This is a genomic window from Acinetobacter baumannii (assembly GCF_009759685.1).
GTDB lineage: Bacteria > Pseudomonadota > Gammaproteobacteria > Pseudomonadales > Moraxellaceae > Acinetobacter > Acinetobacter baumannii.
The window spans coordinates 2,422,571-2,444,727 of record NZ_CP046654.1 but is presented as its reverse complement, the minus strand read 5'-3'; the positions used below and the strand labels follow the sequence as shown (position 1 = coordinate 2,444,727).

Here is a 22,157-nt window from a genome sequence, read left to right as displayed (position 1 = left end):
TATGGCTAAACGCTACTTACCCTTCTACAATAATGCTAGATTTATCGCACTAGTGTTAGTCGGTCTGTTTGCTATATTTTCAATAATTTTTAAATATTTAGAGTTAAATATTACAATAAATCTGGTTCAATTTTCATTTGTACTGCTTCTCCCTTTAAGTCAAATTTATTTGGCTTATAAAGGTATGCTCGATGCATTAAAGCTTGATGGTTTAAATCAGTCAGAACGAGATAGGTTGACTTCAACTGTGGACATAAGAAGTAAGTCATCTTTATATGTGGCTATGCTTTTTATTATTCTTGTTTTTAGTATGTATATACTTAATTTATTAGGCTTACTTTCAGCTAAGCATCTTTTAGCTCTAATACTTTCTGTTGGACTCACCTCAATTTTTAGCTTCTTCTTAGCTTGGTCTGACTTAAGAGAAATCTCTTTGCTTGAAAAAACATTAAAAGATCGCAAAGAATCAAGAGAGGCAAAAGCAAAAGTATTGAGCAATAAGTAAAAAGCGATCCAATTCATCTAATCTACCCACCACCACGGTGGGTTTTCTTTTTTAATATATTCAAATTTTCCCTGATATTATGGGATTAAGACTTTGTGCCAACATTGATCTTAAATAACCATTAATATCGGAGAAAATATGAAAACTGAAATCATAGAAGCTCTAGCGTTAGAGCTTACTAAGGCAACCATTGCTGATACTGATCCTTCAACCATCAATATAAAAAGTGCTGATCTTTGGGTTAAAACCTACCAGGAATCACTGAAAGCGGTAGAAGAAGCTTTAAAAGAACTTAAGCCAAAGCCTAAAGCCACATCAAAACCCATTTCAGGAATGAGCTAACCCTGATTACTCACACTCTACTATACTTACCTTGCAGTTATTCTTGGTGGCAAAGTCATCAAGAATAGCTTTCAGCGCATACGCGTTCCGAAGCGTGCACTCTATTTTGAAAGCGGCTGTGCAATCACCAAAAAGAATCTTTTCAGCACGATCAACTTTTTCTTCTAGTTGATCAATATTACTTTCCTGAAGCAGTAGTTTCTCAACCATCTGCTTGCGCCATTCAAACATTTCTTCGCCTAGACTCATTTCTATCACCTTTGATAGTTGGGTTTTCTTTTGTCTATTAAAGCATGAATTATAGTTAATAAAAAGATTAACCATTGTTAACTTTTCTCTTGACTAAAAAATTAACCATAGTTAATATAAATCTCGTAGACAACAAAAAAGCACATCGACTCTCTTACCTTCCGATGTGCTTTTGCAAACTGCGAGATCAATTATGAACGTAAAAGCTACCCCTTTCAACTCATTTGCATTTGTCAGCATGGCTGCTCTTGCAATCTCTGGTGGTTCTTTAGTTGCTTGCCAATTGCAACCAGCTTTCCAAACAAAAGACGCACCTACTCTTTTTACACCTAAAACTCAACCAAGTACTTACAGCGTGTTAACCGCAAAAATCACAGGTAAGCATTCTGGAGTTGCTGTAATTAAATTAGATAGCTTCCGTTTAAACGTTAGCTTTGATTTTGAAGCTCATCCAGACAGCTACGGCGTTCCGGGTTCTGAATTCACCACTGTTGATATTACCCAACTCACAGTAAATGAAATCACTGACATTAATGGTAAGTCATATAACGATTTCACCGAATTTGAAGACATCCGCAACATCAATAGCCTTCTAAAAGGCTTCATCGAACGTAACAAGTTGGTGGAGGCAGCCTAATGAAAGATTACAACTGCCCTACTTGCAAGAAGATGATTCCTGTTGACCGTTCAAAAATCAAAGCTGGTGATGAGGTTTCATTTTGCAGAGTAACCCAATCTTCTAAATCTGCTCGTTTTTCTTCAAAAGAAGGAATTGTCGATTGCCGTGAAGGTGATGTGGTTTTAGTTAAATATCGCAAAGAAATTATTCCTTTAAATATTAAGGACGTCTCACCTGTAGATGCTCCTAGCCCGCTTACGTATGCCTTTGTTGGTGCATGCGAATGTAAGGAGGCTGAACATGTCTAATTTCAAAAAGCACCCTGACGGCTATAAGTCTTTTTTAGGTCGTGATGATAAAGGGCTGTATTCAGTTCGCATCGGCTGGCAAGTGTACGCATCTAATGCTAATGGCTCAGTTCTTTACAAAGTTAAAGACGGATTTAAGACGCCTTTAAATGTGTTCAGGTTCCAAACTGACTATCCAAAAGTTTGGAATGAACTCACACAAGAAATTGATTTTCAGCGCAGAAAGCAGCTCGCTATAAAACTGCGTGAAACAAATATCCCTACCTATGACCGCAAAGCTTATAAAACTAAGCGCGGCTTCACTGGCTCAAGATAAGGATAATAAAAATGGCTCTACCGATTATTACTGCTGACCAAACTTTATTAGTTCAAGCAATTATTGTGTACCTATACGCTGATCCGGGTTTAGGTAAATCATCGATGGGCTTTACTGCGGAAAAAGCAATTTCTTTTGACTTTGACCGTGGTGCTCACCGTACTGGTGAATTACGTCGAGGTGCGGTTGTACAGGTTCAACAATGGAGTGATGTTGCAAACCTTACGCCGCAGGACTTAGCACCCTATAAAACCGTAGTCATTGATACCGTGGGTGCAATGCTTGAATGCATTAAAACCCACCTGTTACTTACGGCAAATAACCGTCAAAAAGATGGTTCTTTAAAGTTAAAGGCTCAAGGATTAGCGAACCAAACGTTCAAGCAATACATCAATACTTTGATCAGTTTAGGTAAAGACGTTGTTTTCATTGCACACGCTTCAGAAGATCAAAACGGTGATCAAATTATTTACCGACCAGATCTAGGTGGTAAAAACCGTAACGAGCTTTACCGTATCGCAGATGTGATGGGTTATCTAACAACTGTTACTACAGGTGAAGGTAAAAATGCCCGCGTTATTAATTTTAAACCCTCGCCTACACATCATGCGAAAAACTCAGGTGCTTTAGGTGGTGAAACTGGTGAAGTATGGGTACCAGATCTTAAAGCACATCCTACTTTCTTGGCTGACCTGATTACTCAAGCTAAAGATCACATTAACACCTTAACGCCTGCACAACTTGCAGCAGCTAAAGCCCAAGAAGAGCTAGAAAACTGGAAACAAAGCTGTGAAGAAGCTGAGCATGCAGGTGACCTTAATCAATTAACTGAGTCGCTTGATAAAGAACACATGTATTACCAGAACATGCGCCAAGCAATGTTAATGAGAGCTAAAGCATTGAATTGCACGTTTGATAAACAACGTGGCACTTGGATTAGTCCACCAGAATTTAACGGTATCTCAGATCAACAAAGAGATGAACTTCAAAACTTTATTGCTGAACGTGGCCTCGATGTAAAAACAGTTTGTGAGCACTTCGGCATAGATGCCCTGATCCAAATTGAAGCGGCAAAACTAACTGCAGTTAAACAAGAAATTGAAACCTTAGCGAAAACGGGGATGACAGCATGAAAATTCTAAATAAAGTTGAAGCCAAACTTGCTTGGGCCAACGGTGAATTACTTTTAGTAAATAATACTGAGCGTAATGGCTGGGAACCATTTAACCCTTATGACTTTGGCTTTGATGTTTTTGATAAATTCGAATTTCAATTAAAGCCTAGAACTATTTTTATTGGTGAATTTGAGGTACCAGAACCATTAAGAGTTGCGCCAGAAAAAGGTTCTACTTGCTCTTACCCTAGCCCAACTGTTGAATTAGGTGTGCAGCAGTTTAAGTGGAATGGATCTAAAGGACAATTGCGCATGCTCCAGCATGGCCAAGTTCACTCAAGTTTTGATAATGCATTTGCTCATTGCTGCGCGATTATTAAAATCAGCGGTGGTGAGTTTGCGGAAGACATTCTAAAACTTCTAAATAAGCCTACTGAAGAAGTCGAAGAAGAAAAGCCTTCAGAAAGTCATGCGGAATCTCTAAAAGTTAAAAATTCAAAACCAGAGGTTGTAGAAAAAGCACAAACAGCTGAGCCGGCTATTGAATCAGAAACCGCTGATTCAGAATATCAGAAGAAACTTGATACCCTGCTGCAACGAGTTAAGGACTCAAAAACACCAGACGAAGTAAATGCAGTTTATCGATATACACGCACTTGGTCTGATAAACAAATGGAGCCTTTGCTACTTGCAACTCACAAACGTCTTGAAGAGCTCGAAAAATCTAAGGCGCAAGCAACTGAACCACCTTCACTAATGGTCCAGATCCAAAACGCGCCCGACCTCACAACATTAGATGCTTTGGAAATAGATGTGGCCGCACGAGATCCACAGATTCAATCACGACTCATGGACTTTGTTAAGAAACGCCGCTTTGAATTAGAGAACCCTACATCTACGCCACTTCAAGAGGCTGAGCCTGATTATTTATTAGGAGACGGTTTCTAATATGAAAGATCAGTACAAGAAAGTGAGCCAAAAACACATGCTTGGTTTTATGTACTACTTGCAATTGCTGGGCTACGTAATAGTCCGGCAAGGCATGGATCAAGCGATGTTTCTAACCAAGCATTATGCGGTACCAGTCGCTTGGCGCCGCATAACGATCGACTATCACAACCGGTTAAATAAACCCGCGCAGCAGCTTTATAAAGAGTTTGTTGAATGGACTAAAGAAGAATATGCAGAGATGGTGGCTTAAATGACAGGTAATGAACGTATCCCTTTTGAATCACAATTCAAAACTACAGAAATTTTTAAACGTGAAAGTGCTATTCGTAAAAATGACATCCTAGCATTCAGTGAAACAATGAATGGCTATTTCAATATTGTAACTAATGATGCTTGGCAGTTATGGAATAAAGCCAAAGCCGAGACGGTGCCAGATACTCCCACCCCTAGTGTCACTCTAACTTGCGCTGAACTAAAAGAAGCCTTTGATTTTGGTGCGCCAGATGGGGAAAAAGATCAATTCCAGATGGAAACTGAAATGACCATCAAATGGCTCCAAGATGGTTATGACGGTGAAGGATACTACTGTTGGTATGCTGATTTACCTGAGGAAGGTTGCATTAAGTTGGGTGTTAGCGAATCGGGAGCTGAAGGATGAGTGAATCAACTTTATGGGCGGTTGCAATGCGACCTGAAGGTTACAGCCCTTTTAAGCAAACGCCAGCAGCTTCAAAAGAGATAGCTGAGCGAGCTGTTGAGCGTTATAGAAAAATGCATGAAAAGGAAGGCAACAACTTTTTCTTAGAAATTTTTGATGATGTTATCAAAGTTCAGAAATGGCACGGTTCCCGCAAAGATCATATTAAAAATCTATTTTATGTTGAGAGTTGGTTTAGTGAACCTATGTACCAATGCTTTGATTTGAAGACAGCTGAACGTGTTTTTAAATTTGATGAAATAGTAATTTGCTACAAGAAAGGCTCTGCCCCTCTTGTAACCAAAAGCTTTGATGAAGCAAAACTATTTTATGGATCTAGTGAGACGGGTTTTAAATATCAGATCCAGCCAATAGAACCACCTGAAAACCTTTTCAATTGGTTTCATCCAGATATTGAATTGTTTGACACCATTGAAGAAGGAGCTGAAGCCTATACAAGAGAACAGTGGGCACAACTTCAAATGAATCTTAGAGTTGAAATTGAAACTCAACTATTAGATTACGATGAAATACCAAATATACCGGAAGATGCAGTAGTTTGGCCAAACTGGAAGCCAGAACCGCCAGAACAAGGACTCTTTTTAATTGCAGCATTTGATTCAGAAGATGGCCCTGTACTTTGGTGGGCAAATCCTAAAGCGGAAAGTAAGGAGAAATAAATGTCACGTTTAACTAAATTAGATCGTATGACTCATGCAGAAAAAGAGGCTGCTAAGAAGGAATTTTGGGAAGCTGCTGATAATCAAACTTTTCCACCTGAAACAGTAGCTATTGTTATGCACGTATCCTTACCGTGGTTGCAGAAGAAAAGATGTGAAGGTGGCGGCATTCCATTCTCTAAACCTCATAAACGACAAGTAAATTATATGAAGTCTGATGTTTTGGCTTATATTGAACAAAACAAAATGGCACATACAGCATAAGCGGCTAAGTGCCGCTTTTTTAATCACCAAAAATAGACCTTTAATAGACTTAAACTTGAAAAATAGACCGTATTTATCAAAATAGACCATTAATAGACTATTTTTGTATTGCTAAAGATTGTGTAATATTGCATTGTATTGCTTTAATATAAATTATTAAAAATATTGATTTTTTAATATCGCTAGGTATTGCTTAATATTGCAATGTATTGCTAGAATTGAGAAAGACCCGCTGAACTTTAGGGTTCAAGGGTAACGACATGCAGCGGCATCTTCGGAGCATTTATTTTTAAATAAATACCTATAAATTCGAATTTTATTTTTAAATTAAAACACCTAGACAGACCTGTCAGTCTATTTTTTATTCTCTTAACTAATTAGTTGTTCTTAAAAATTAAATACTCATTATTTTTTTAATTATTATTCATTTCTACGTAAGCATCCCTCATACCATCCTGCTTGGAAATCTTCAATTGCTTGGCGTTTAAAGAAACTTGTCTTAAATACTTTGGCAGCATAAGCTGAGCTAATTAAGTCTTGATAAAGCTGCTTGGCTTTTTCATCTGCTAGCCCATCGGCAATTTGTTGTAAATCTTGTGCTGGTACTTTTTGCTGTCGTGCTTCCATCACGTTATAAGCGACCTTTTTTACGATATTACAAATATCCGGGTCAGCTGTACTTTCATTAGCATAGCAACCGATGGCAATAAAACTTAATAATAATATTTTAAATTTCATATCCCTATCCTATTATTCATCTTCCGTTCTTAAAAAAGTAATAGATGAGAAGACCTATTCCTTTCAAAATGTTCAGGCAGGATTAATTACATAAAAATAAATGATCATGACCACAAGCAAGATGGAAGCAAGTGTTAAATAGGTGCCGACTGTATTAAAACTCTGTAAAAATTTTAAGATCTGCATTTCAAATCCAGAGAAAAGTTGAAGTAATTAACAGAAGAAATTTAGCACAACTAAATAATGCCAATCAATTCACACTTTTAAATTTTTATCGTGATTTAATTCAAATATTATTCTTTACATTTTATCCCCAAAGTCCCTTTATAGTAGTCAGTTGCACTTTTCAAATCTGACAATAATTTTTCTTCAGTGTACGGTTTTGGTGAAACTTCTATCAGTGCAGGCATGTATTGTTTTTTATACACATCAGGATAGTCATGACATAAAATTTTAACTTTAACTTCTTGAGGGGTATTTGGATTATCTAACTGATCTAAAAATTCACCAATTTTTCGGTCCGACTCTTCAAATTGAGCTTTATAATCAATTTGAGGTGCCTCAGATTCTGCCTGTTTCGTACATCCGCTGAGCAATGCCACCCATAACATCATTGTTAAAAATTTTAACTTCATAGATTTCACATTTTCATATTCATCCTTAAATATACTTATCCTGATTAAATGTAAATAAATACTGTAAATACGTAAAAAAGAAAAAATTATATGTAGATAGCTTCTCCTAACAACAAAACTATTTTTACCTGGTCTAATACATTAGAAGACTGCTTTTTAATAATTTTTAAATTTCGGTGAAACCATAGAAAAGTAGGTATAATTTTGCTCGACTGTCCGCAAATCTTTGTTAGATTTCTCCATGAATGAATTAAGTTTTATTAGAAAAAATTTAAGATCTAGAAGACGAGCTTTAACCCAATTTGAGCAAAAACAGGCTCAGCTTAATGTTTTACATTACCTAAATCACCTTCCTATTTTTCATTCATCAAAAAAAATCGGTTTATATCTGCATGCTTTTGGTGAAATCCATACCGATCTTCTTATCAAATTATGTTTTAAAAAGAACAAACAAGTTTATTTACCCATGATTTGTTCGATGAACCAACGTTTAGTATGGGTAAAAATAAATAAAAACCAATATTTAAGTCGTCGTTTTTCTCATCACCCATTGGGAATGAAAGAACCTATGGCGACTCGCGGAAAACATGTAGCACAGCTTGATTTGCTACTTATGCCACTTTTAGCTTGCGATCACTACGGGACACGTATTGGTATGGGTGGTGGTTATTATGATCGTACATTAGCAAGTGCTAAGCATAAACCTTACCGTTTAGGATTGGCACATCAATTTCAATTTATTGAACACACTTTAGAACGTCAAAGTTGGGATCAACCATTAGATGGTTTACTGACTCCACAGCACTTTTATTATTTTAAAAGATGATTTTTATATAAAATTTATAAAATCTCCAATATATCCTTTTACTTTTTTAGCTCCTTAAAAAACGAAAAAGTAACCACCCTAAGGATGGTTACTTTGCCGTGACAGACCGTTTTACCAACTTATATTAACACGTCTATTTGGCGCTAAACATTGAATAAGTTGTGAACTATTGTTATCACTACACTGCTTGTATAAGTCGGTCTGGCTATTCGCCTGTATTTGTATACGGCTTGGTTCAACACCTTGTCGTACCAGTAACTTGGCAACCGTATTCGCTCGTTTAGATGATAACTCTTGGTTATAACTAAACTTACCCAATGGGTCTGTGAATCCAGAAACAATAATTGGGGTTGTTGTTGGACTTTTCTTAATTTGCTCAGCAATTTTCACAACGCTATTAGTACCTTCTTCAATCGCACTCGCATCAAATCGATCAAAAGCAAATAGGACACTCGCTGTACAATCTGCAATTACAGTGCTACGTGCTGGTGCCTGATTATTTGCTCCCAAAACAACTAAACCTTCACACGCTTCACCCTTCCAAGATAAACGTTCTGCTAAATAGTGCTTATCAAAATCAATACGCAACTGGCAACGCTGGTACTGGTGTGTGTTGGGAACACGGATATCTAGCACATAGTTCCAAACTTTTACTGCAAAAAGCCCTTCACTAAATTGGGGATTGCCTAGTAAAGCTCGAATTTGATCTTTATTTAGTCCTGTATCTAAACGAGCAACATCTTGGTATTCATAACGTTTTACTTGTTTCAAATAACTCTTTTCAATCGCTGGAAAATGAATTTTCTGTTGCTGAGCCTGTTCATTTGCATAAGTTGTGACTGCGAAACCAGCAAAAGCTGCTACGACTAAGCTTTGGATTGTTTTGTTCATCTCTATAATCTCTTTAATCTGTCGAGCAAGGAGAGCATTGCCCTCCTAACCAGTTTCTTAATTAATCACACCACTAATACCAACACGGACGCTTGGCTCACCTTGAGAAGCAGCTGCCACACCACCTGTAATTGACCAACGGCCATTGTCAGAGGTTTTGCGTAAGGTCACACCGACTGCGTTCTCACCACCATGATATGCCGCACCAACAGCATAGGTATATTTACCTGCTACAAACGGCGCATTTTCTAAGGCCATGGCAGCGGCAATACCTGCATTAGCTTTTTTCTCAACGTCATCAATACGTTTATTGGTGTCATAGAACACTTGTTGTAACTGATCGCCCAGATTGGTAATTTTGTTACCCAATTCTTGGTTCGACTGGTTTAAGGTCCCAATCGCATCATTAATATTGTTCTTACCTGTACCACCAATATTGTTGGTTGTAATTGAGCCATCTTTAGGATCAATCGTAGTATTTCCACCAATACTGTTTTTGATGCTTTCTGAAATTTTATGGATTTGACCACCATTTACAGCTTGGTTCGAACCAGCTTTAATCTCACCATCTTTAACACCTTGAACAACACGATCACCCTCTTTACCAGCCATATTAATGCTAGTACCACCAGTATCTTTACCGACCGTGATTTCACCATTTGGTTTTTGCTGTTGAACTAACCCAGCTTTACCATTAGAAATGTTATCGATGTTATTCTGAATATTCTTAATATCATTCGAGTTCTTATCGACTTGATTTTGAACATTCCATAATTGACCACCATTCACGGCATCTTTAGAGCCTTCAGCAACTTTACCATCCGCTACATTTTTCAGATTGGTACCTTTTTCTCCACCACCTAAAGTGACTGAGTTCTTGTCGACATTGCCATTTTTATCTTTGTCATACTGCACAGCATGATCAGAAAGCTTGCCAATATCTTTACCAATTTGATCTTTAACTTCGTTAATTTTCTTATCTAATTGGCCTTTGTTCACCGCATCTTTTGCATTAATACCGTCTGCAACATTGGTAATTTGTTTACCACCTGCATTAATACCATTCACTGTGATGCTTGGCCCGCCCTTGATGATTAGACCTTGTTGATTTAAGACATGGCCCCCGACATTCACGCTATCGAACTTCACATCTTTTAACATCTCAATTTTGACACCATCTTCTGTGGTACGGGTAATGATGTTCTCGCCACTAGTTTTATCTTCAGCAGTTTCTGGATTAGCCCCACCCACAATATTGATAGTGTCACCAAGCTTACGGTGAACTGCTTTGCCTTGGGTTGTTTTCTGGTCATTCGCACCAAAATTTAGCCCTTTTTGAGTCAAGTCATTTACACCATTGGTGACTTTTTCATCTACAGACTTAATGGCGTCATTGATGTTGTTTTTACCTGTTCCGCCAATGTTATTGGTCGTCAGACTACCATCCGGATTAACAACGGTATTTCCACCAATATTGTTTTTGATGCTATTAGAGATATGGTGAACCTGACCACCATTTACGGCATCTTTAGAATTTTGTGCAATTACACCATTAGCCACATCAGTAATTTTCTTACTACCAGCATTAATGCCATCTTTAGTAATGCTTGGGCCATCTTTAATAGTCAAACCATTATTATTAAGTACGCTATCACCTGTGGTTACACTATTTAATGTCAGATCTTTTTTAGTCGACACTTCATAGTTAGTGCTGCCATCTTTATTAACAGTTTCTTTTACAACAATGTTGTCGCCTTCAGTTACAGTAGTCTTCGCTTTAGTTGCAGTATTTTTTACTTCACTAATTGCATCATTGATGTTGTTTTTACCTGTCCCACCAATGTTATTGGTCGTCAGGCTACCATCCGGATTTACAACGGTATTTCCACCAATACTGTTTTTAATACTGTTTGAAATCTTGTGAATTTGGCTACCATTTACTGCTTCTTTTGAAGTCGATGAAATGTGGCCTGCTTTCACATTATCTAAAACCGTACCGTCTTTACCTTTTAAGGTAACTTTATCTTTAGTTTTAGCATCATCGTATTTTACCGCAGCATCATCGGTTGCATTTTGCTTGGCAGCAAGATTGTCCAACTGACTCTTATTCACTGCATCTTTGGCATTGATACCATCAGCCACATTGGTAATCTGTTTGCCGCCAGCATTAATGCCTTCTTTGGTAATACTTGCACCTTCTTTAATCGTCAAACCATTCGTATTTAGGGTGGTGTTGCCAGTAGTCACACTGTCAAACTTCGAGTCTTTTAACAGTTCAATCTGAATACCATCTTTGGTAGTACGGGTAATAACGTTCTCACCGCTGGTCTTAGCCACCGGAGTTGACGCAGCTGCACCACCCACAATATTAAGCTTCTCACCAAGTTTACGATGGACATCACTCCCGCTATTACCAGCAAAGTTCAAGCCTTTGTTTTCAAGCTCGGTTTTAGTGCTGTCAATTTTGCTATTCAGCTCAGTCTTGGTGTTACCAATCGTATTATTTAACTCAGTTTTAGTGTCGTTAATCTGAGTTGTTAGCTGATCTTTGGTGGTATTTAACTTGGTGTTGGTATTATTAATCTGGTCACCAAGGTCTTTCTTGGCATCATTTAACTGATTATTCGTGTCAGTAATTCTGCCATTTAAGTTCTCTTTGACTTTGCTGAGCTGATCAACATTTACGGCATCTTTGGCATTGATACCATCAGCTACATTGGTAATCTGTTTGCCACCAGCATTAATGCCTTCTTTGGTAATGCTTGCACCTTCTTTAATGGTTAAACCATTATTATTAAGTACGCTGTCACCTGTGGTTACACTATTTAATGTCAGATCTTTTTTAGTCGACACTTCATAGTTTGTACTACCATCTTTATTAACAGTTTCTTTTACAACAATGTTGTCGCCTTCAGTTACAGTAGTCTTTGCTTTCGTAGCTGTATTTTTTACTTCGCTAATCGCATCATTGATGTTGTTTTTGCCAGTACCACCAATATTATTGGTCGTCAGACTACCATCCGGGTTTATAACGGTATTTCCACCAATACTGTTTTTAATACTGTTTGAAATATTGTGAATTTGGCTACCATTTACTGCTTCTTTTGAAGTCGATGAAATGTGGCCTGCTTTCACATTATCTAAAACCGTACCGTCTTTACCTTTTAAGGTAACTTTATCTTTGGTCTTGGCATCATCGTATTTCACCGCGGCATCATCGGTTGCATTCTGCTTGGCAGCAAGATTGTCCAACTGACTCTTATTCACTGCATCTTTGGCATTGATACCATCAGCCACATTGGTAATCTGTTTGCTACCAGCATTAATGCCCTGTTTGGTAATGCTTGGACCTTCTTTAATAGTCAAACCATTCGTATTTAAGGTGGTGTTGCCAGTGGTAACACTGTCAAACTTCGAGTCTTTTAACAGTTCAATCTGAATGCCATCTTGAGTTGTGCGAGTAATAACGTTCTCACCGCTGGTTTTAGCCGCTGGAGTTGACGCAGCTGCACCACCTACAATATTAAGCTTCTCACCAAGTTTACGATGGACATCAGTCCCGCTATTACCAGCAAAATTCAAGCCTTTGTTTTCAAGCTCTGTCTTGGTGTTGTCAATTTTGGTATTTAGTTCAGTTTTCGTATTACCAATCGTGTTGTTTAACTCAGTTTTAGTGTCGTTAATCTGAGTTGTTAACTCATCTTTAGTGGTATTTAACTTGGTGTTGGTATCAGTAATCTGGTTACCAAGATCTTTCTTGGCATCATTCAGATTCTTGTTGGTATCCGCGATCTGATTACCTAAATCTTTTTTCGCATCATTTAATTGATTATTCGTGTCAGTGATTCTGCCATTCAAGTTCTCTTTGACTTTGGTGAGCTGATCAACATTTACTGCATCTTTGGCATTAATACCATCAGCTACATTGGTAATCTGTTTGCCGCCAGCATTAATGCCATCTTTAGTGATGCTTGGACCTTCTTTAATAGTCAAACCATTCGTATTTAATGTGGTGTTGCCAGTAGTAACACTGTCAAACTTCGAGTCTTTTAACAGTTCAATCTGAATACCATCTTGAGTAGTACGGGTAATGACATTTTCACCACTTGTTTTTGAAGCTGGTGTTGAAGCAACTGCACCACCTACAATATTAAGCTTCTCACCAAGCTTACGGTGGACATCTGCTCCGCTATTGCCAGCAAAGTTCAAGCCTTTGTTTTCAAGCTCAGTCTTGGTGCTGTCAATTTTGCTATTCAGCTCAGTCTTGGTGTTACCAATCGTGTTGTTTAACTCAGTTTTAGTATCGTTAATCTGAGTTGTTAACTGATCTTTAGTGGTATTTAACTTAGTGTTGGTATCAGCAATCTGGTCACCAAGGTCTTTCTTGGCATCATTCAGATTCTTGTTTGTATCCGTAATCTGGTTACCCAAGTCAGTTTTTGTATCATCTAACTTTTGATTTAGATTGGTAATATTCTGAGCATTTTTACTAATATTGCTCGTGTTTTGGTTTACACGTCCATCAACATTTTTAAGCTGACGTACTGTTACCGCATCCGAGTCAGCTGAGCCATCTTCAACATTGGTAATACGGCGTTCTTTTCCAGCCGACCCAACAGAAATCACACCATTAGATTGAGAAGCATCACGATTAGTCAGGAAAGAAGTTTCTGTTGCTTCTGTCGCTACAGCATCTTGGCCTAAAGCAACACTATTTTTGGCTTCTACTTTACTGCGTGCGCCTAAAGCAACACCACCTTCAACTAATGACTGAGCACCTTGGCCAACTGCAACTGCATTTTCTTGATCGGCAATTGCACCGCCACCAATCGCTGCAGCATTTTTACCCGTGGCTTTAGCACCACCACCTACAGCAGCAGCATTTTCATTTGTAGCCTCAGCTCCTTTACCAATTGCCGCTGAGTTATCACCTGTTGCCTGCGCACCACTACCAATTGCTGCAGAACTGTTCCCAGTCGCTTTTGCTCCTTCACCCGGTTTATTACCAGAGCCAATTGCTGTTGAATTTGTACCCGATGCCAATGAGTTAATACCCATTGCCGATGCGCCATCACCTATTGCTTGTGCAACAGCACCGAATGCAGCGGCGCCTTTACCCGAAGCATTTGACATGACGCCAAAAGCAGAAGAAGCATCACCAGTTGCTTTAGAAGTCATACCAAACGCAGAAGAAAACGCTCCTGTACCTACAGCTTGAACCCCAACAGCAGTTGAACCATGATTCGCTTCGGTTGTTGGATATTTACCTGCCTGTAAAGTACCACCAGTAATTTCCGTATAGGTATTACTTAATTCCGTATCACGTGCAATTTTATCAACGTCATCGCCACCAATCGCAACTGATGAATTTCCTTTTGCAATCACGTCGGCACCAATTGCTACTGACTGGTCCCCAATTGCTTTCGTCTGATCACCAATCGCAACAGATTGATTACTATTGACTCCTTCGGCACCTTGAGTCGATGCATTACGACCTATAGCAACATCCCCACGTCCTACAGTTTGGCTACTACTTCCCATTGCAATAGCACCAGAACCTATTGCCTGTGCACTACCACCAATCGCCATTGCCTCACGACCAGCAGCAGAAGCATTTACCCCTACAGCAATAGCATTACGACCAGTCGCACCATCATTTTCAAAGTTACCACCTTGCTGACCATTGTCATTAATACTGACATAATGGGTACGAGCAGCTTTTAACTGACGCACAGTTGCAGCATCAGAATCTGCTGCACCATCTGCTACGTTTTGAATACGGCGTTCCGTTCCAATATCTCCGATTGACAAAACACCTGTTGGTGCTGATTGTTTAGTCAAGAAACTTTCACCAGTTGCTTGACTGGCTTTTGAATCTTTACCTAAAGCAATACTGTTTTCCGCTTCAGAACGGGCACCTTTACCAATTGCTACGCCGCCTTCAAAGCTAGCTTCTGCTTGGTCCCCAATAACAACTGCATTATCTTTTTGTGCCTTTGCACCGGTACCAATTGCGACAGACTTTTTACCTTTAGACTCTGAAAATGCACCAATTGCTAAAGCATTTTCTTCAGTAGCAACCGCACCTCCACCAAATGCAATCGAGTCTTTACCCGTTGCTTTAGTAGCCATTTTTGGTTGATAAGCAGCGCCTGCCTGCCCAGCAACAGGATCAGCATTTTCAATATCTGGTGAGCCAATCGCAATTGAACGGTAACCTTCTGCAGTGGCTGAATGCCCTATGGCTAAAGAACCTTTACCCGTCGCAGCAGCAACATTACCAATAGCTTGTGAGAAGTCGGCTGTCGCTGCAGATTGACGACCAACTGCAAGAGCAGTATTTCCAGAAGATAAAGCACCCGTACCAATTGCCACACCTGAAATACCTTGAGTCGTCGCATAAGAACCTATTGCTGTTCCTAGGCCTTTCTCAACTACAGCCCCCGTACCAACACTGATTGCTCCGCCTTGTTTCATTGCGCCAGCATAAGCACCGGTAGAATTATTATATGGATTATTACGATTTGCGATGTTAGAGCCAGTTCGGTCTTGAGTTTGTGCCCCGCAGCCAATAGCAATATCTTTTTGATTAGCCGTATTAGCGTTTCCTTCACGACATGAAGTTGTACCAGAAATGGATGTTCCTTGGCCTATTCCCCCTTCGGTATTTGTCCCAGCAAAAGCATTTGGAGCAAAACAAATTACACCCGATAAAACTGCCGCTGATACATTTAAAGTTTTTGATTTAGTCTTTGTTTTACTTTTTGCAATTTCAGAAGTTGCAACCCATGCTCCAATCGAAGCATTCCAAATGACCTTGTAAACTTTATTCATAAAACTTCTCAGACAAATACCGAACTCAACGACCAATAAAAATATACAAATACATTTTTAAAATTTTTGGCCCCAAAAAAAGAGGCGGCATCCTAATTGAATAAATTTAAAGGGTAAATATAAAACCGAAACAATGATAAGAAAATTTGTGATTTTAATTACAAAATATATTTTTATAATTAATTTTAAGTTTTTGAATTAATTTAATAAAATTTAAATTATAAATATTGTGTGTTGTTTTTGTTAATAATAAGTAACTTTATTTTAAAATAGAATAATAACTCTAAATAAATGTTTATTTTTTATCAAATTAATTAAATATAAATATTTTAAAAAATCAATTTTACTTCAAAAAAAATAGAATATTAGCTCTAAAAAATAATATCTAATTTTATTTAAAATATATTATAAAAATACAGGTGTATATTATAAATTATAGTGTGATTATTCTAATATCAGGCAAATGATATAAATAATTAATATTTAAATATACTTAATAAAAATATGTATTTTAAAATTAAAACTAAACAAATAATTTTACTTACAAACAAGTCTTGCTCCAGTAAGAGAAGAAGAATTATTAAGTAAAAATGAGTAGCCGCTCTACAAAATTTTATTCTTCTTAAGAATTAATCTATTGATTCATAACATTTTTAAAAAAAAGTTGACTAAATTAGTCCTTTTTTCAACATTTTCTATTGTCATGCCCTTGTAATTTTTAAAATACACATCACTATAAAAAACATGGCAACCTCGTTGTCACTCATTAGGAGTGCCCATGTCTGAACTTATTATGAATGAAAAAACTGACTTAGAGCCTCAGGTTCCAAGTGTATTACCACTATTAGCCTTACGTGATGTGGTGGTTTATCCACACATGCAGATTGCGCTATTTGTGGGTCGTGAAAAATCGATCAATGCAGTTGATGTGGCTCGTAACAGTGACAATTTAGTATTTGTAGTTGCGCAAAAAGATTCGCTTACAGAAGAAATTGATCACGACAATTTATACCAGTACGGTACAGTCGCTAAGATTGTACAAGTAGTTAATCATGAAAATGATGAAAACTGCATTAAAGTACTTATTGAAGGCTTACATCGTTCTAAGTTGAAAAAAATTATCGATGAAGATAGTTATTTGACTGCCGAACATGAATTAAGTCCAATGACGATTAATGTAGATAAGGCAACGCAAGAAACTCGTTTACAAGAGTTACGTAACTTATTTGCTCAATATGCAGAAGCAAAATTACGTAATGCACGTGAACTGGTTGCTGCTGCCAACAAAATCGAAGACTTATTGCAATTGATGTTCTTCGTAGCAACTCGTGTGCCTCTAAATATTGAAATTAAGCAGAAATTTTTAGAGTACGATGAGTTTGAAGCTCATTTGCAAGAGTTGATGAACTACTTGATGAATCAATCTGCTGAACAGCAAATTGAGCAAACTTTACATGACAGCGTAAAACGCCAAATGGAAAAGAACCAACGTGAATACTTTCTAAATGAAAAAATGAAAGTCATTCAACGTGAACTTTCCGACATGAATGGCGGTGCTGAAGATGACGTTGCTGAAATAGAGAAACGTCTTGCTGAAGCTGATTTACCTGAACACGTACGTAAAAAAGCCGAAGCTGAGTTCCGTAAACTTAAAGCAATGCAGCCTGCATCTAGTGAAGCTGCTGTGGTACGTAACTATCTAGAAGTGATTCTAGATACGCCATGGAACAAAGCGAGCAAAGTCAGTATTAACCTGAACAAAGCGCAAGAGATTCTTGATGCCGATCATTATGGTCTTGATGACGTTAAAGATCGTATTGTTGAATACCTAGCTGTTCAATCACGTGTGAAAAAACTCAAAGGCCCTATCCTTTGCTTGGTTGGACCTCCAGGGGTTGGTAAAACTTCACTTGGTGAATCAGTAGCGAAAGCAACAGGTCGTGAATTTGTTCGCATGGCGCTTGGTGGCGTACGTGATGAAGCAGAAATTCGTGGACACCGTCGTACTTATATTGGTGCGATGCCAGGTAAAATCGTGCAGTCTTTAACAAAAGTTGGTGTGAAGAACCCATTATTCTTACTCGACGAAATTGACAAGATGGCACAAGACTACCGTGGTGATCCTGCTTCAGCTTTGCTTGAAGTGCTTGATCCATCACAAAACAGTAAGTTCAACGATCACTATTTAGATCTTGATCTTGACCTTTCTGAAGTGATGTTCATCTGTACTGCAAACAGCATGAATATTCCAGAAGCCTTGTTGGACCGTATGGAAGTTATTCGTCTACCGGGTTATACCGAAGATGAAAAAGTTAACATTGCTGAGCGTTACCTTGTTCCTAAAGCAATTAAGAACAATGGCCTACGTCCAAAAGAGTTAACTATTCATGAAGAAGCGATCCGTGACATTGTTCAACGTTATACACGTGAAGCTGGCGTACGTAATTTAGAACGTGAAGTTTCTAAAATTGCACGTAAAGTCGTAAAAGAAGCGGTAAGTAAAAAATCTAAAAACTTACAGCTTGACGTTACCTCTGCCAATCTTCCTGAATACCTAGGTCCACATAAATTTGACTTTGGTATGGCCGAAGATGAAGCACAAGTAGGCCGTGTAAATGGCTTGGCATGGACTTCTGTAGGTGGTGAATTGCTTACTATTGAAGTTGCAGCTGTTAAAGGTAAAGGTAAATTCATTACAACCGGTTCACTCGGTGATGTAATGAAAGAATCAATTACCACAGCAATGACAGTAGTACGCACACGTGCCGATGAACTTGGAATTGAAGCATCTCGCTTTGAAGAAACTGATGTACACGTTCACTTACCTGAAGGTGCAACTCCAAAAGATGGTCCATCTGCTGGTTTAGCGTTAACAACTGCACTTGTATCAGCATTTACTGGAATTGCGATTCGACCAGATATTGCAATGACAGGTGAAACAAGTCTAGGTGGTCGTGCGATGCGTATCGGTGGCTTGAAAGAGAAACTTCTTGCTGCACATCGTGGTGGAATCAAGCTCGTCTTTATTCCTCAAGATAACGTTCGTGATTTGGCAGAAATTCCAGACAATGTGAAAGAAGGATTAGAAATCAAAGCTGTGAAAAGCATTGATGAAATCTTACCTTTAGCATTAACTTCGATGCCAAAGCCTTTACCTAAAACACCGATTGTAAAACCGGTGGAAGGCTCAAAAGCAGCGCGTCACTAATTTAAATATAAAAAAAGAGGGCTTCGGCTCTCTTTTTTTGTTACACAATTTGATTGAAAAATATCCAACCATCCTCATAATAAGAAGTAAGAGTAATTAATTCTATTATTTGCTCTTGTCTATCTTATGTCACAGATAGCCTTGTTTTTATTCTCTATGATCATCTGAACTCCAGACAGATGATCATTTGATCGCAGTCCAACACCGTTTTTTGGACTGCGTTTTTTATGCCCACTTACTCCCCCGCAGTTAACCTCTCCTCAGGTATAATGTGCCAGCTGTTTTGACTGAATAGACAACATGAAAATTCGTATTCTGACCATTGGTCAAAAAATGCCTGCTTGGGTACTTACTGGTTTTGAAGATTATTTCAAACGCATCCAGCCTTTTGTTCAAACTCAGGTTATTGAACTCCCAATGGCAAAACGCGGTAAAAATGATTCAGAAGCAGATATTTTAAAATACTGCCAAATCGAGGGTGAAAGTATTTTAAATGCCTTAAAACCTAATGAGACCCTTATTGCTTTAGAAGTTGGCGGACGCGAGCTCAGCACAGAAAAACTAGCAGACACCATGAAACAATGGATGCTTGAAGGTAATGATGTGGCACTCGCTATTGGTGGCCCAGATGGCTTGTCAGATCAGGTACGTAAAGCCGCTGCTTGGCACTGGTCACTTTCAAAACTTACCATGCCGCACCCTTTAGTACGTATTTTATTAATCGAGCAACTTTACCGAGCGATGAGTATTAATCATAACCATCCTTACCACCGTGCATAAAAAGAACAAACGTTTCATTTTAAGAACAATCCGTTGAAATCAGGATACTTTTAACATGTCCTGATTTTGGCATAATGACTATTATTCTGCTTTTCAACTCAGGTGTAATGAAATGGAACTACAAACCCTTCCCGGACTGTTTATTTCACATGGTTCGCCCATGCTTGCACTTGATCCAGAACAAGTGGGTCCTGCCTTACATCGTCTTAGTGTAAATCTGCCTACTCCAAAGGCAATCATAGTGATGTCTGCTCACTGGGAAAGTAAGGCACTCGAAGTAAGTAGTTCGACTCGTCCGGAAACATGGCATGACTTCCGTGGTTTCCCGCCAGAGTTGTATGAAATTCGCTATACTGCCCCCGGTCAACCCGAGCTTGCAGAAGAAATTTTGAAGTTGTTAGCAGATGCTCATTTTGTCGCACATGCCAATAGCACTCGTCCTCGTGACCACGGCGTATGGATGCCTCTTTTACATATGTATCCAGATGCAGACATTCCTGTCGTTGAAATTTCTTTACCTATGGGCTTAACTGCACAGGAAATTTATCGGATTGGCCAAACGCTGGCACTTTTACGTGAAAAACAAATTTTACTGATCGGTTCTGGAAGTATTACCCATAATCTTGCTGAACTGTCTTGGCAAGGTGACAATTCGAAAGTACCTGAATGGGCTTCAACTTTTAGAAATACAGTGGTCAGTAAGCTGAGTCATCAAGACTATGATGGTGTACTGGAGTGGCAAACCCTGCCGTTTGTGAAACGTAATCATCCTTCACTTGAGCATTTTGCACCTTTGTTTTTCGCTATGGGTACGGGACATCGTTTTACGATTGTTCATAGTAGCTTCACAATGGGCTCACTAGGTATGGATATATATCGTTTTGATTAATTTTTGGAAAATACCCCCGTTTCGCGGGGTATACCACTATTTTTGTTGAAAATTAGAATAATTTACAAACTTATACATTTTAAAAACCGAAACAATCAAATGTTTACATTTTCTTTTTTTAAGAATGTTTTAAGCTTAGTGCTGTTGTTTTTTTACTTGAAGTTTTTTTAAATGAAAATTAAATATTTAATTCTTGCGTTATTACCTTTTTCTTTGATGGCGTGTCAAACAGTTTCAAACACTCAAGCTCCAATTGTATCTGAGCAACAACAAAATTTGGCTACTACTTTAAGTGAATATGCTTGGACTTATCAAAATGTAAAAGCATCTAAGCCACTTATTCTTAACTTTAATGCAGACGGTAAATTAGCAATTAACACTGGCTGTAATGGCCAAGGCGGTACTTGGAAAGTTGAAGGCAACCAACTTGTAACTTCTCCACTTGCATCAACAATGATGGCTTGCCAAGACGATTTAATGAAACAAGAACAATTGTCTAATAGCATCTTTAGTGAAGCGAAATTGCCAATCGAAATTAGTAATAACAATGGTCAGGTAATCTTAAGCGTGACAGATAAAGCAGGTCAAAAGCATATTTTCCAAGGCGAAAAAGCAACTAATACTCAAGCTTTAACTGATTATTCATGGTCATACCAACCTGAAAATACTAAAAAGCCGATTGTTCTTAACTTTACAAACGACCGTTTATCGATTGATACAGGTTGTAACCGCCAAGGCACCACTTGGAAAGTTGAAAACAATACGATTGTAACGACTGATGTCATGTCAACTATGATGGCTTGTGAACCTGCTTTAATGAAACAGGAACAATTCTCTAGCAGCCTCTTCCAAAAACGTGCGATTCCATTTGAACTCAATACAACAAATGTTGATCAACCAACATTGACAGTAGCTGATGCTCAAGGTCAGAAATATACGTTCACAGGTAAAATGACACCTGAAGCAAAATATCAATCTGAAGGTAAAACTGTTTTCCTTGAAGTAGCGCCAGAAACTAAATCTTGTACGGGTGTTGCACCACAAACTTGCTTGCAAGTTCGTGAAGTTAAATATGATGACAAAGGCGTAAAAACTTACGCTGACAAAAACTGGTCATTATATTATGGTCAAATCGAAGGTTTTGAACACAATCCAAACCAACGCGTAATCTTACGTGTAAAACGTTTTGAAGTGAAAAATCCAGCAGCAGATCAATCTAGCCAAGCAGATGTGTTAGATATGGTTGTAGAACAAGAACTCGTTAAAAAGCCTAAAAAATAAGTTTTAGACTAAAAAAATCCGATGCTTTTG

Annotated in this window: 22 protein-coding genes; 16 read left to right on the top strand and 6 right to left on the bottom strand. The window is 38.3% G+C overall.

Annotated features, from left to right (window positions below; genetic code table 11):
* Position 1: 1 nt before the first annotated feature.
* Together GO593_RS11600 and GO593_RS11595 are read left to right on the top strand one after the other, a co-directional pair.
* Complete coding sequence (locus GO593_RS11600) at positions 2–505, top strand: hypothetical protein (RefSeq protein ID WP_001129676.1); 504 nt, start codon at positions 2–4, stop codon at positions 503–505.
* A 138-nt stretch (positions 506–643) separates the two neighbouring features.
* A complete protein-coding gene (locus GO593_RS11595; RefSeq protein WP_000845537.1) occupies positions 644–847 on the top strand; it encodes a hypothetical protein in 204 nt (67 codons plus the stop codon).
* 6 nt (positions 848–853) lie between these two features.
* On the opposite strand, the gene GO593_RS11590 is transcribed toward GO593_RS11595, so the two are convergent.
* Entirely contained in the window at positions 854–1,096 is a 243-nt protein-coding gene (locus GO593_RS11590) for a hypothetical protein (RefSeq protein ID WP_000051960.1), read from the bottom strand.
* Positions 1,097–1,289: 193 nt separating this feature from the next.
* Here GO593_RS11590 and GO593_RS11585 point away from each other — a divergent pair, with 193 nt between their 5' ends.
* Genes GO593_RS11585 through GO593_RS11545 form a run of 9 tightly spaced genes read left to right on the top strand, consistent with a single transcriptional unit; the run spans position 1,290 to position 6,045 of the window.
* Positions 1,290–1,733: a hypothetical protein gene (locus tag GO593_RS11585; protein ID WP_001101038.1), complete on the top strand. Its 444-nt coding sequence runs from the start codon at positions 1,290–1,292 to the stop codon at positions 1,731–1,733.
* Positions 1,733–2,023 carry a hypothetical protein gene (locus tag GO593_RS11580; RefSeq protein WP_000656405.1) on the top strand — a complete coding sequence of 97 codons (291 nt, stop codon included), beginning with the start codon at positions 1,733–1,735 and terminating at the stop codon, positions 2,021–2,023. The genes GO593_RS11585 and GO593_RS11580 overlap by 1 nt, the downstream gene beginning before the upstream one ends.
* The gene (locus GO593_RS11575; RefSeq protein ID WP_000064463.1) at positions 2,016–2,339 is read left to right on the top strand and encodes a hypothetical protein; all 324 of its coding nucleotides are present in this window, start codon (positions 2,016–2,018) and stop codon (positions 2,337–2,339) included. The genes GO593_RS11580 and GO593_RS11575 overlap by 8 nt, the downstream gene beginning before the upstream one ends.
* A gap of 11 nt (positions 2,340–2,350) precedes the next feature.
* Complete coding sequence (locus GO593_RS11570; protein WP_001207474.1) at positions 2,351–3,472, top strand: ATP-binding protein; 1,122 nt, start codon at positions 2,351–2,353, stop codon at positions 3,470–3,472.
* On the top strand, positions 3,469–4,401 hold the full coding sequence (locus GO593_RS11565) for a hypothetical protein (protein WP_000698529.1): 933 nt from the start codon (positions 3,469–3,471) through the stop codon (positions 4,399–4,401). The genes GO593_RS11570 and GO593_RS11565 overlap by 4 nt, the downstream gene beginning before the upstream one ends.
* A 1-nt stretch (position 4,402) precedes the next feature.
* Positions 4,403–4,654 (top strand): hypothetical protein, encoded by a 252-nt coding sequence (locus GO593_RS11560; RefSeq protein WP_000654846.1) that lies wholly within the window; start codon positions 4,403–4,405, stop codon positions 4,652–4,654.
* Entirely contained in the window at positions 4,655–5,062 is a 408-nt protein-coding gene (locus GO593_RS11555; protein WP_000147323.1) for a hypothetical protein, read from the top strand.
* Positions 5,059–5,781, top strand: coding sequence for a hypothetical protein (locus GO593_RS11550; RefSeq protein WP_000004579.1), 723 nt, complete (start codon positions 5,059–5,061; stop codon positions 5,779–5,781). Before GO593_RS11555 ends, GO593_RS11550 begins: the two co-directional genes overlap by 4 nt.
* Entirely contained in the window at positions 5,782–6,045 is a 264-nt protein-coding gene (locus tag GO593_RS11545) for a hypothetical protein (protein ID WP_000088974.1), read from the top strand.
* 420 nt (positions 6,046–6,465) lie between these two features.
* Here the strand turns inward: GO593_RS11545 and GO593_RS11540 are convergent, their stop codons facing one another.
* The 3 genes from GO593_RS11540 to GO593_RS11530 all read right to left on the bottom strand — a co-directional run bounded on the left by GO593_RS11540 (position 6,466) and on the right by GO593_RS11530 (position 7,418).
* A complete protein-coding gene (locus tag GO593_RS11540; protein WP_000669355.1) occupies positions 6,466–6,783 on the bottom strand; it encodes a hypothetical protein in 318 nt (105 codons plus the stop codon).
* A 72-nt stretch (positions 6,784–6,855) separates the two neighbouring features.
* The gene (locus tag GO593_RS11535) at positions 6,856–6,969 is read right to left on the bottom strand and encodes a hypothetical protein (protein ID WP_001166305.1); all 114 of its coding nucleotides are present in this window, start codon (positions 6,967–6,969) and stop codon (positions 6,856–6,858) included.
* A 107-nt stretch (positions 6,970–7,076) separates the two neighbouring features.
* The gene (locus tag GO593_RS11530; RefSeq protein ID WP_000768233.1) at positions 7,077–7,418 is read right to left on the bottom strand and encodes a hypothetical protein; all 342 of its coding nucleotides are present in this window, start codon (positions 7,416–7,418) and stop codon (positions 7,077–7,079) included.
* 241 nt (positions 7,419–7,659) lie between these two features.
* Here GO593_RS11530 and GO593_RS11525 point away from each other — a divergent pair, with 241 nt between their 5' ends.
* On the top strand, positions 7,660–8,244 hold the full coding sequence (locus tag GO593_RS11525; protein WP_001004364.1) for a 5-formyltetrahydrofolate cyclo-ligase: 585 nt from the start codon (positions 7,660–7,662) through the stop codon (positions 8,242–8,244).
* Between the two features lie 111 nt (positions 8,245–8,355).
* Here GO593_RS11525 and tpgA read toward each other — a convergent pair whose 3' ends face one another.
* Together tpgA and ata are read right to left on the bottom strand one after the other, a co-directional pair.
* Positions 8,356–9,135: a trimeric autotransporter adhesin/peptidogylcan-associated protein TpgA gene (gene tpgA / locus GO593_RS11520; protein WP_001044114.1), complete on the bottom strand. Its 780-nt coding sequence runs from the start codon at positions 9,133–9,135 to the stop codon at positions 8,356–8,358.
* A 57-nt stretch (positions 9,136–9,192) separates the two neighbouring features.
* Positions 9,193–15,969 carry a trimeric autotransporter adhesin Ata gene (gene ata / locus GO593_RS11515; RefSeq protein ID WP_001045602.1) on the bottom strand — a complete coding sequence of 2,259 codons (6,777 nt, stop codon included), beginning with the start codon at positions 15,967–15,969 and terminating at the stop codon, positions 9,193–9,195.
* A gap of 778 nt (positions 15,970–16,747) precedes the next feature.
* On the opposite strand from ata, the gene lon reads away from it, so the two are divergent.
* The 4 genes from lon (at position 16,748) to GO593_RS11495 (ending at position 22,127) form a co-directional block, all read left to right on the top strand.
* Positions 16,748–19,177: an endopeptidase La gene (gene lon, locus GO593_RS11510; protein WP_001292274.1), complete on the top strand. Its 2,430-nt coding sequence runs from the start codon at positions 16,748–16,750 to the stop codon at positions 19,175–19,177.
* Between the two features lie 300 nt (positions 19,178–19,477).
* Complete coding sequence (gene rlmH, locus GO593_RS11505) at positions 19,478–19,957, top strand: 23S rRNA (pseudouridine(1915)-N(3))-methyltransferase RlmH (protein WP_000702193.1); 480 nt, start codon at positions 19,478–19,480, stop codon at positions 19,955–19,957.
* A gap of 112 nt (positions 19,958–20,069) precedes the next feature.
* Complete coding sequence (locus GO593_RS11500; protein WP_000423005.1) at positions 20,070–20,846, top strand: dioxygenase family protein; 777 nt, start codon at positions 20,070–20,072, stop codon at positions 20,844–20,846.
* Between the two features lie 171 nt (positions 20,847–21,017).
* Positions 21,018–22,127: an META and DUF4377 domain-containing protein gene (locus tag GO593_RS11495; protein WP_000696023.1), complete on the top strand. Its 1,110-nt coding sequence runs from the start codon at positions 21,018–21,020 to the stop codon at positions 22,125–22,127.
* Positions 22,128–22,157: the final 30 nt, after the last annotated feature.

What these genes read in the sequence shown, in the direction of transcription:
- GO593_RS11600 (WP_001129676.1), top strand. Translation starts at nt 2, where the DNA reads ATGGCTAAACGCTACTTACCCTTCTACAATAATGCTAGATTTATCGCA.
- GO593_RS11595 (WP_000845537.1), top strand. Translation starts at nt 644, where the DNA reads ATGAAAACTGAAATCATAGAAGCTCTAGCGTTAGAGCTTACTAAGGCA.
- GO593_RS11590 (WP_000051960.1), bottom strand. Translation starts at nt 1,096, where the DNA reads ATGAGTCTAGGCGAAGAAATGTTTGAATGGCGCAAGCAGATGGTTGAG.
- GO593_RS11585 (WP_001101038.1), top strand. Translation starts at nt 1,290, where the DNA reads ATGAACGTAAAAGCTACCCCTTTCAACTCATTTGCATTTGTCAGCATG.
- GO593_RS11580 (WP_000656405.1), top strand. Translation starts at nt 1,733, where the DNA reads ATGAAAGATTACAACTGCCCTACTTGCAAGAAGATGATTCCTGTTGAC.
- GO593_RS11575 (WP_000064463.1), top strand. Translation starts at nt 2,016, where the DNA reads ATGTCTAATTTCAAAAAGCACCCTGACGGCTATAAGTCTTTTTTAGGT.
- GO593_RS11570 (WP_001207474.1), top strand. Translation starts at nt 2,351, where the DNA reads ATGGCTCTACCGATTATTACTGCTGACCAAACTTTATTAGTTCAAGCA.
- GO593_RS11565 (WP_000698529.1), top strand. Translation starts at nt 3,469, where the DNA reads ATGAAAATTCTAAATAAAGTTGAAGCCAAACTTGCTTGGGCCAACGGT.
- GO593_RS11560 (WP_000654846.1), top strand. Translation starts at nt 4,403, where the DNA reads ATGAAAGATCAGTACAAGAAAGTGAGCCAAAAACACATGCTTGGTTTT.
- GO593_RS11555 (WP_000147323.1), top strand. Translation starts at nt 4,655, where the DNA reads ATGACAGGTAATGAACGTATCCCTTTTGAATCACAATTCAAAACTACA.
- GO593_RS11550 (WP_000004579.1), top strand. Translation starts at nt 5,059, where the DNA reads ATGAGTGAATCAACTTTATGGGCGGTTGCAATGCGACCTGAAGGTTAC.
- GO593_RS11545 (WP_000088974.1), top strand. Translation starts at nt 5,782, where the DNA reads ATGTCACGTTTAACTAAATTAGATCGTATGACTCATGCAGAAAAAGAG.
- GO593_RS11540 (WP_000669355.1), bottom strand. Translation starts at nt 6,783, where the DNA reads ATGAAATTTAAAATATTATTATTAAGTTTTATTGCCATCGGTTGCTAT.
- GO593_RS11535 (WP_001166305.1), bottom strand. Translation starts at nt 6,969, where the DNA reads ATGCAGATCTTAAAATTTTTACAGAGTTTTAATACAGTCGGCACCTAT.
- GO593_RS11530 (WP_000768233.1), bottom strand. Translation starts at nt 7,418, where the DNA reads ATGAAGTTAAAATTTTTAACAATGATGTTATGGGTGGCATTGCTCAGC.
- GO593_RS11525 (WP_001004364.1), top strand. Translation starts at nt 7,660, where the DNA reads ATGAATGAATTAAGTTTTATTAGAAAAAATTTAAGATCTAGAAGACGA.
- tpgA (WP_001044114.1), bottom strand. Translation starts at nt 9,135, where the DNA reads ATGAACAAAACAATCCAAAGCTTAGTCGTAGCAGCTTTTGCTGGTTTC.
- ata (WP_001045602.1), bottom strand. Translation starts at nt 15,969, where the DNA reads ATGAATAAAGTTTACAAGGTCATTTGGAATGCTTCGATTGGAGCATGG.
- lon (WP_001292274.1), top strand. Translation starts at nt 16,748, where the DNA reads ATGTCTGAACTTATTATGAATGAAAAAACTGACTTAGAGCCTCAGGTT.
- rlmH (WP_000702193.1), top strand. Translation starts at nt 19,478, where the DNA reads ATGAAAATTCGTATTCTGACCATTGGTCAAAAAATGCCTGCTTGGGTA.
- GO593_RS11500 (WP_000423005.1), top strand. Translation starts at nt 20,070, where the DNA reads ATGGAACTACAAACCCTTCCCGGACTGTTTATTTCACATGGTTCGCCC.
- GO593_RS11495 (WP_000696023.1), top strand. Translation starts at nt 21,018, where the DNA reads ATGAAAATTAAATATTTAATTCTTGCGTTATTACCTTTTTCTTTGATG.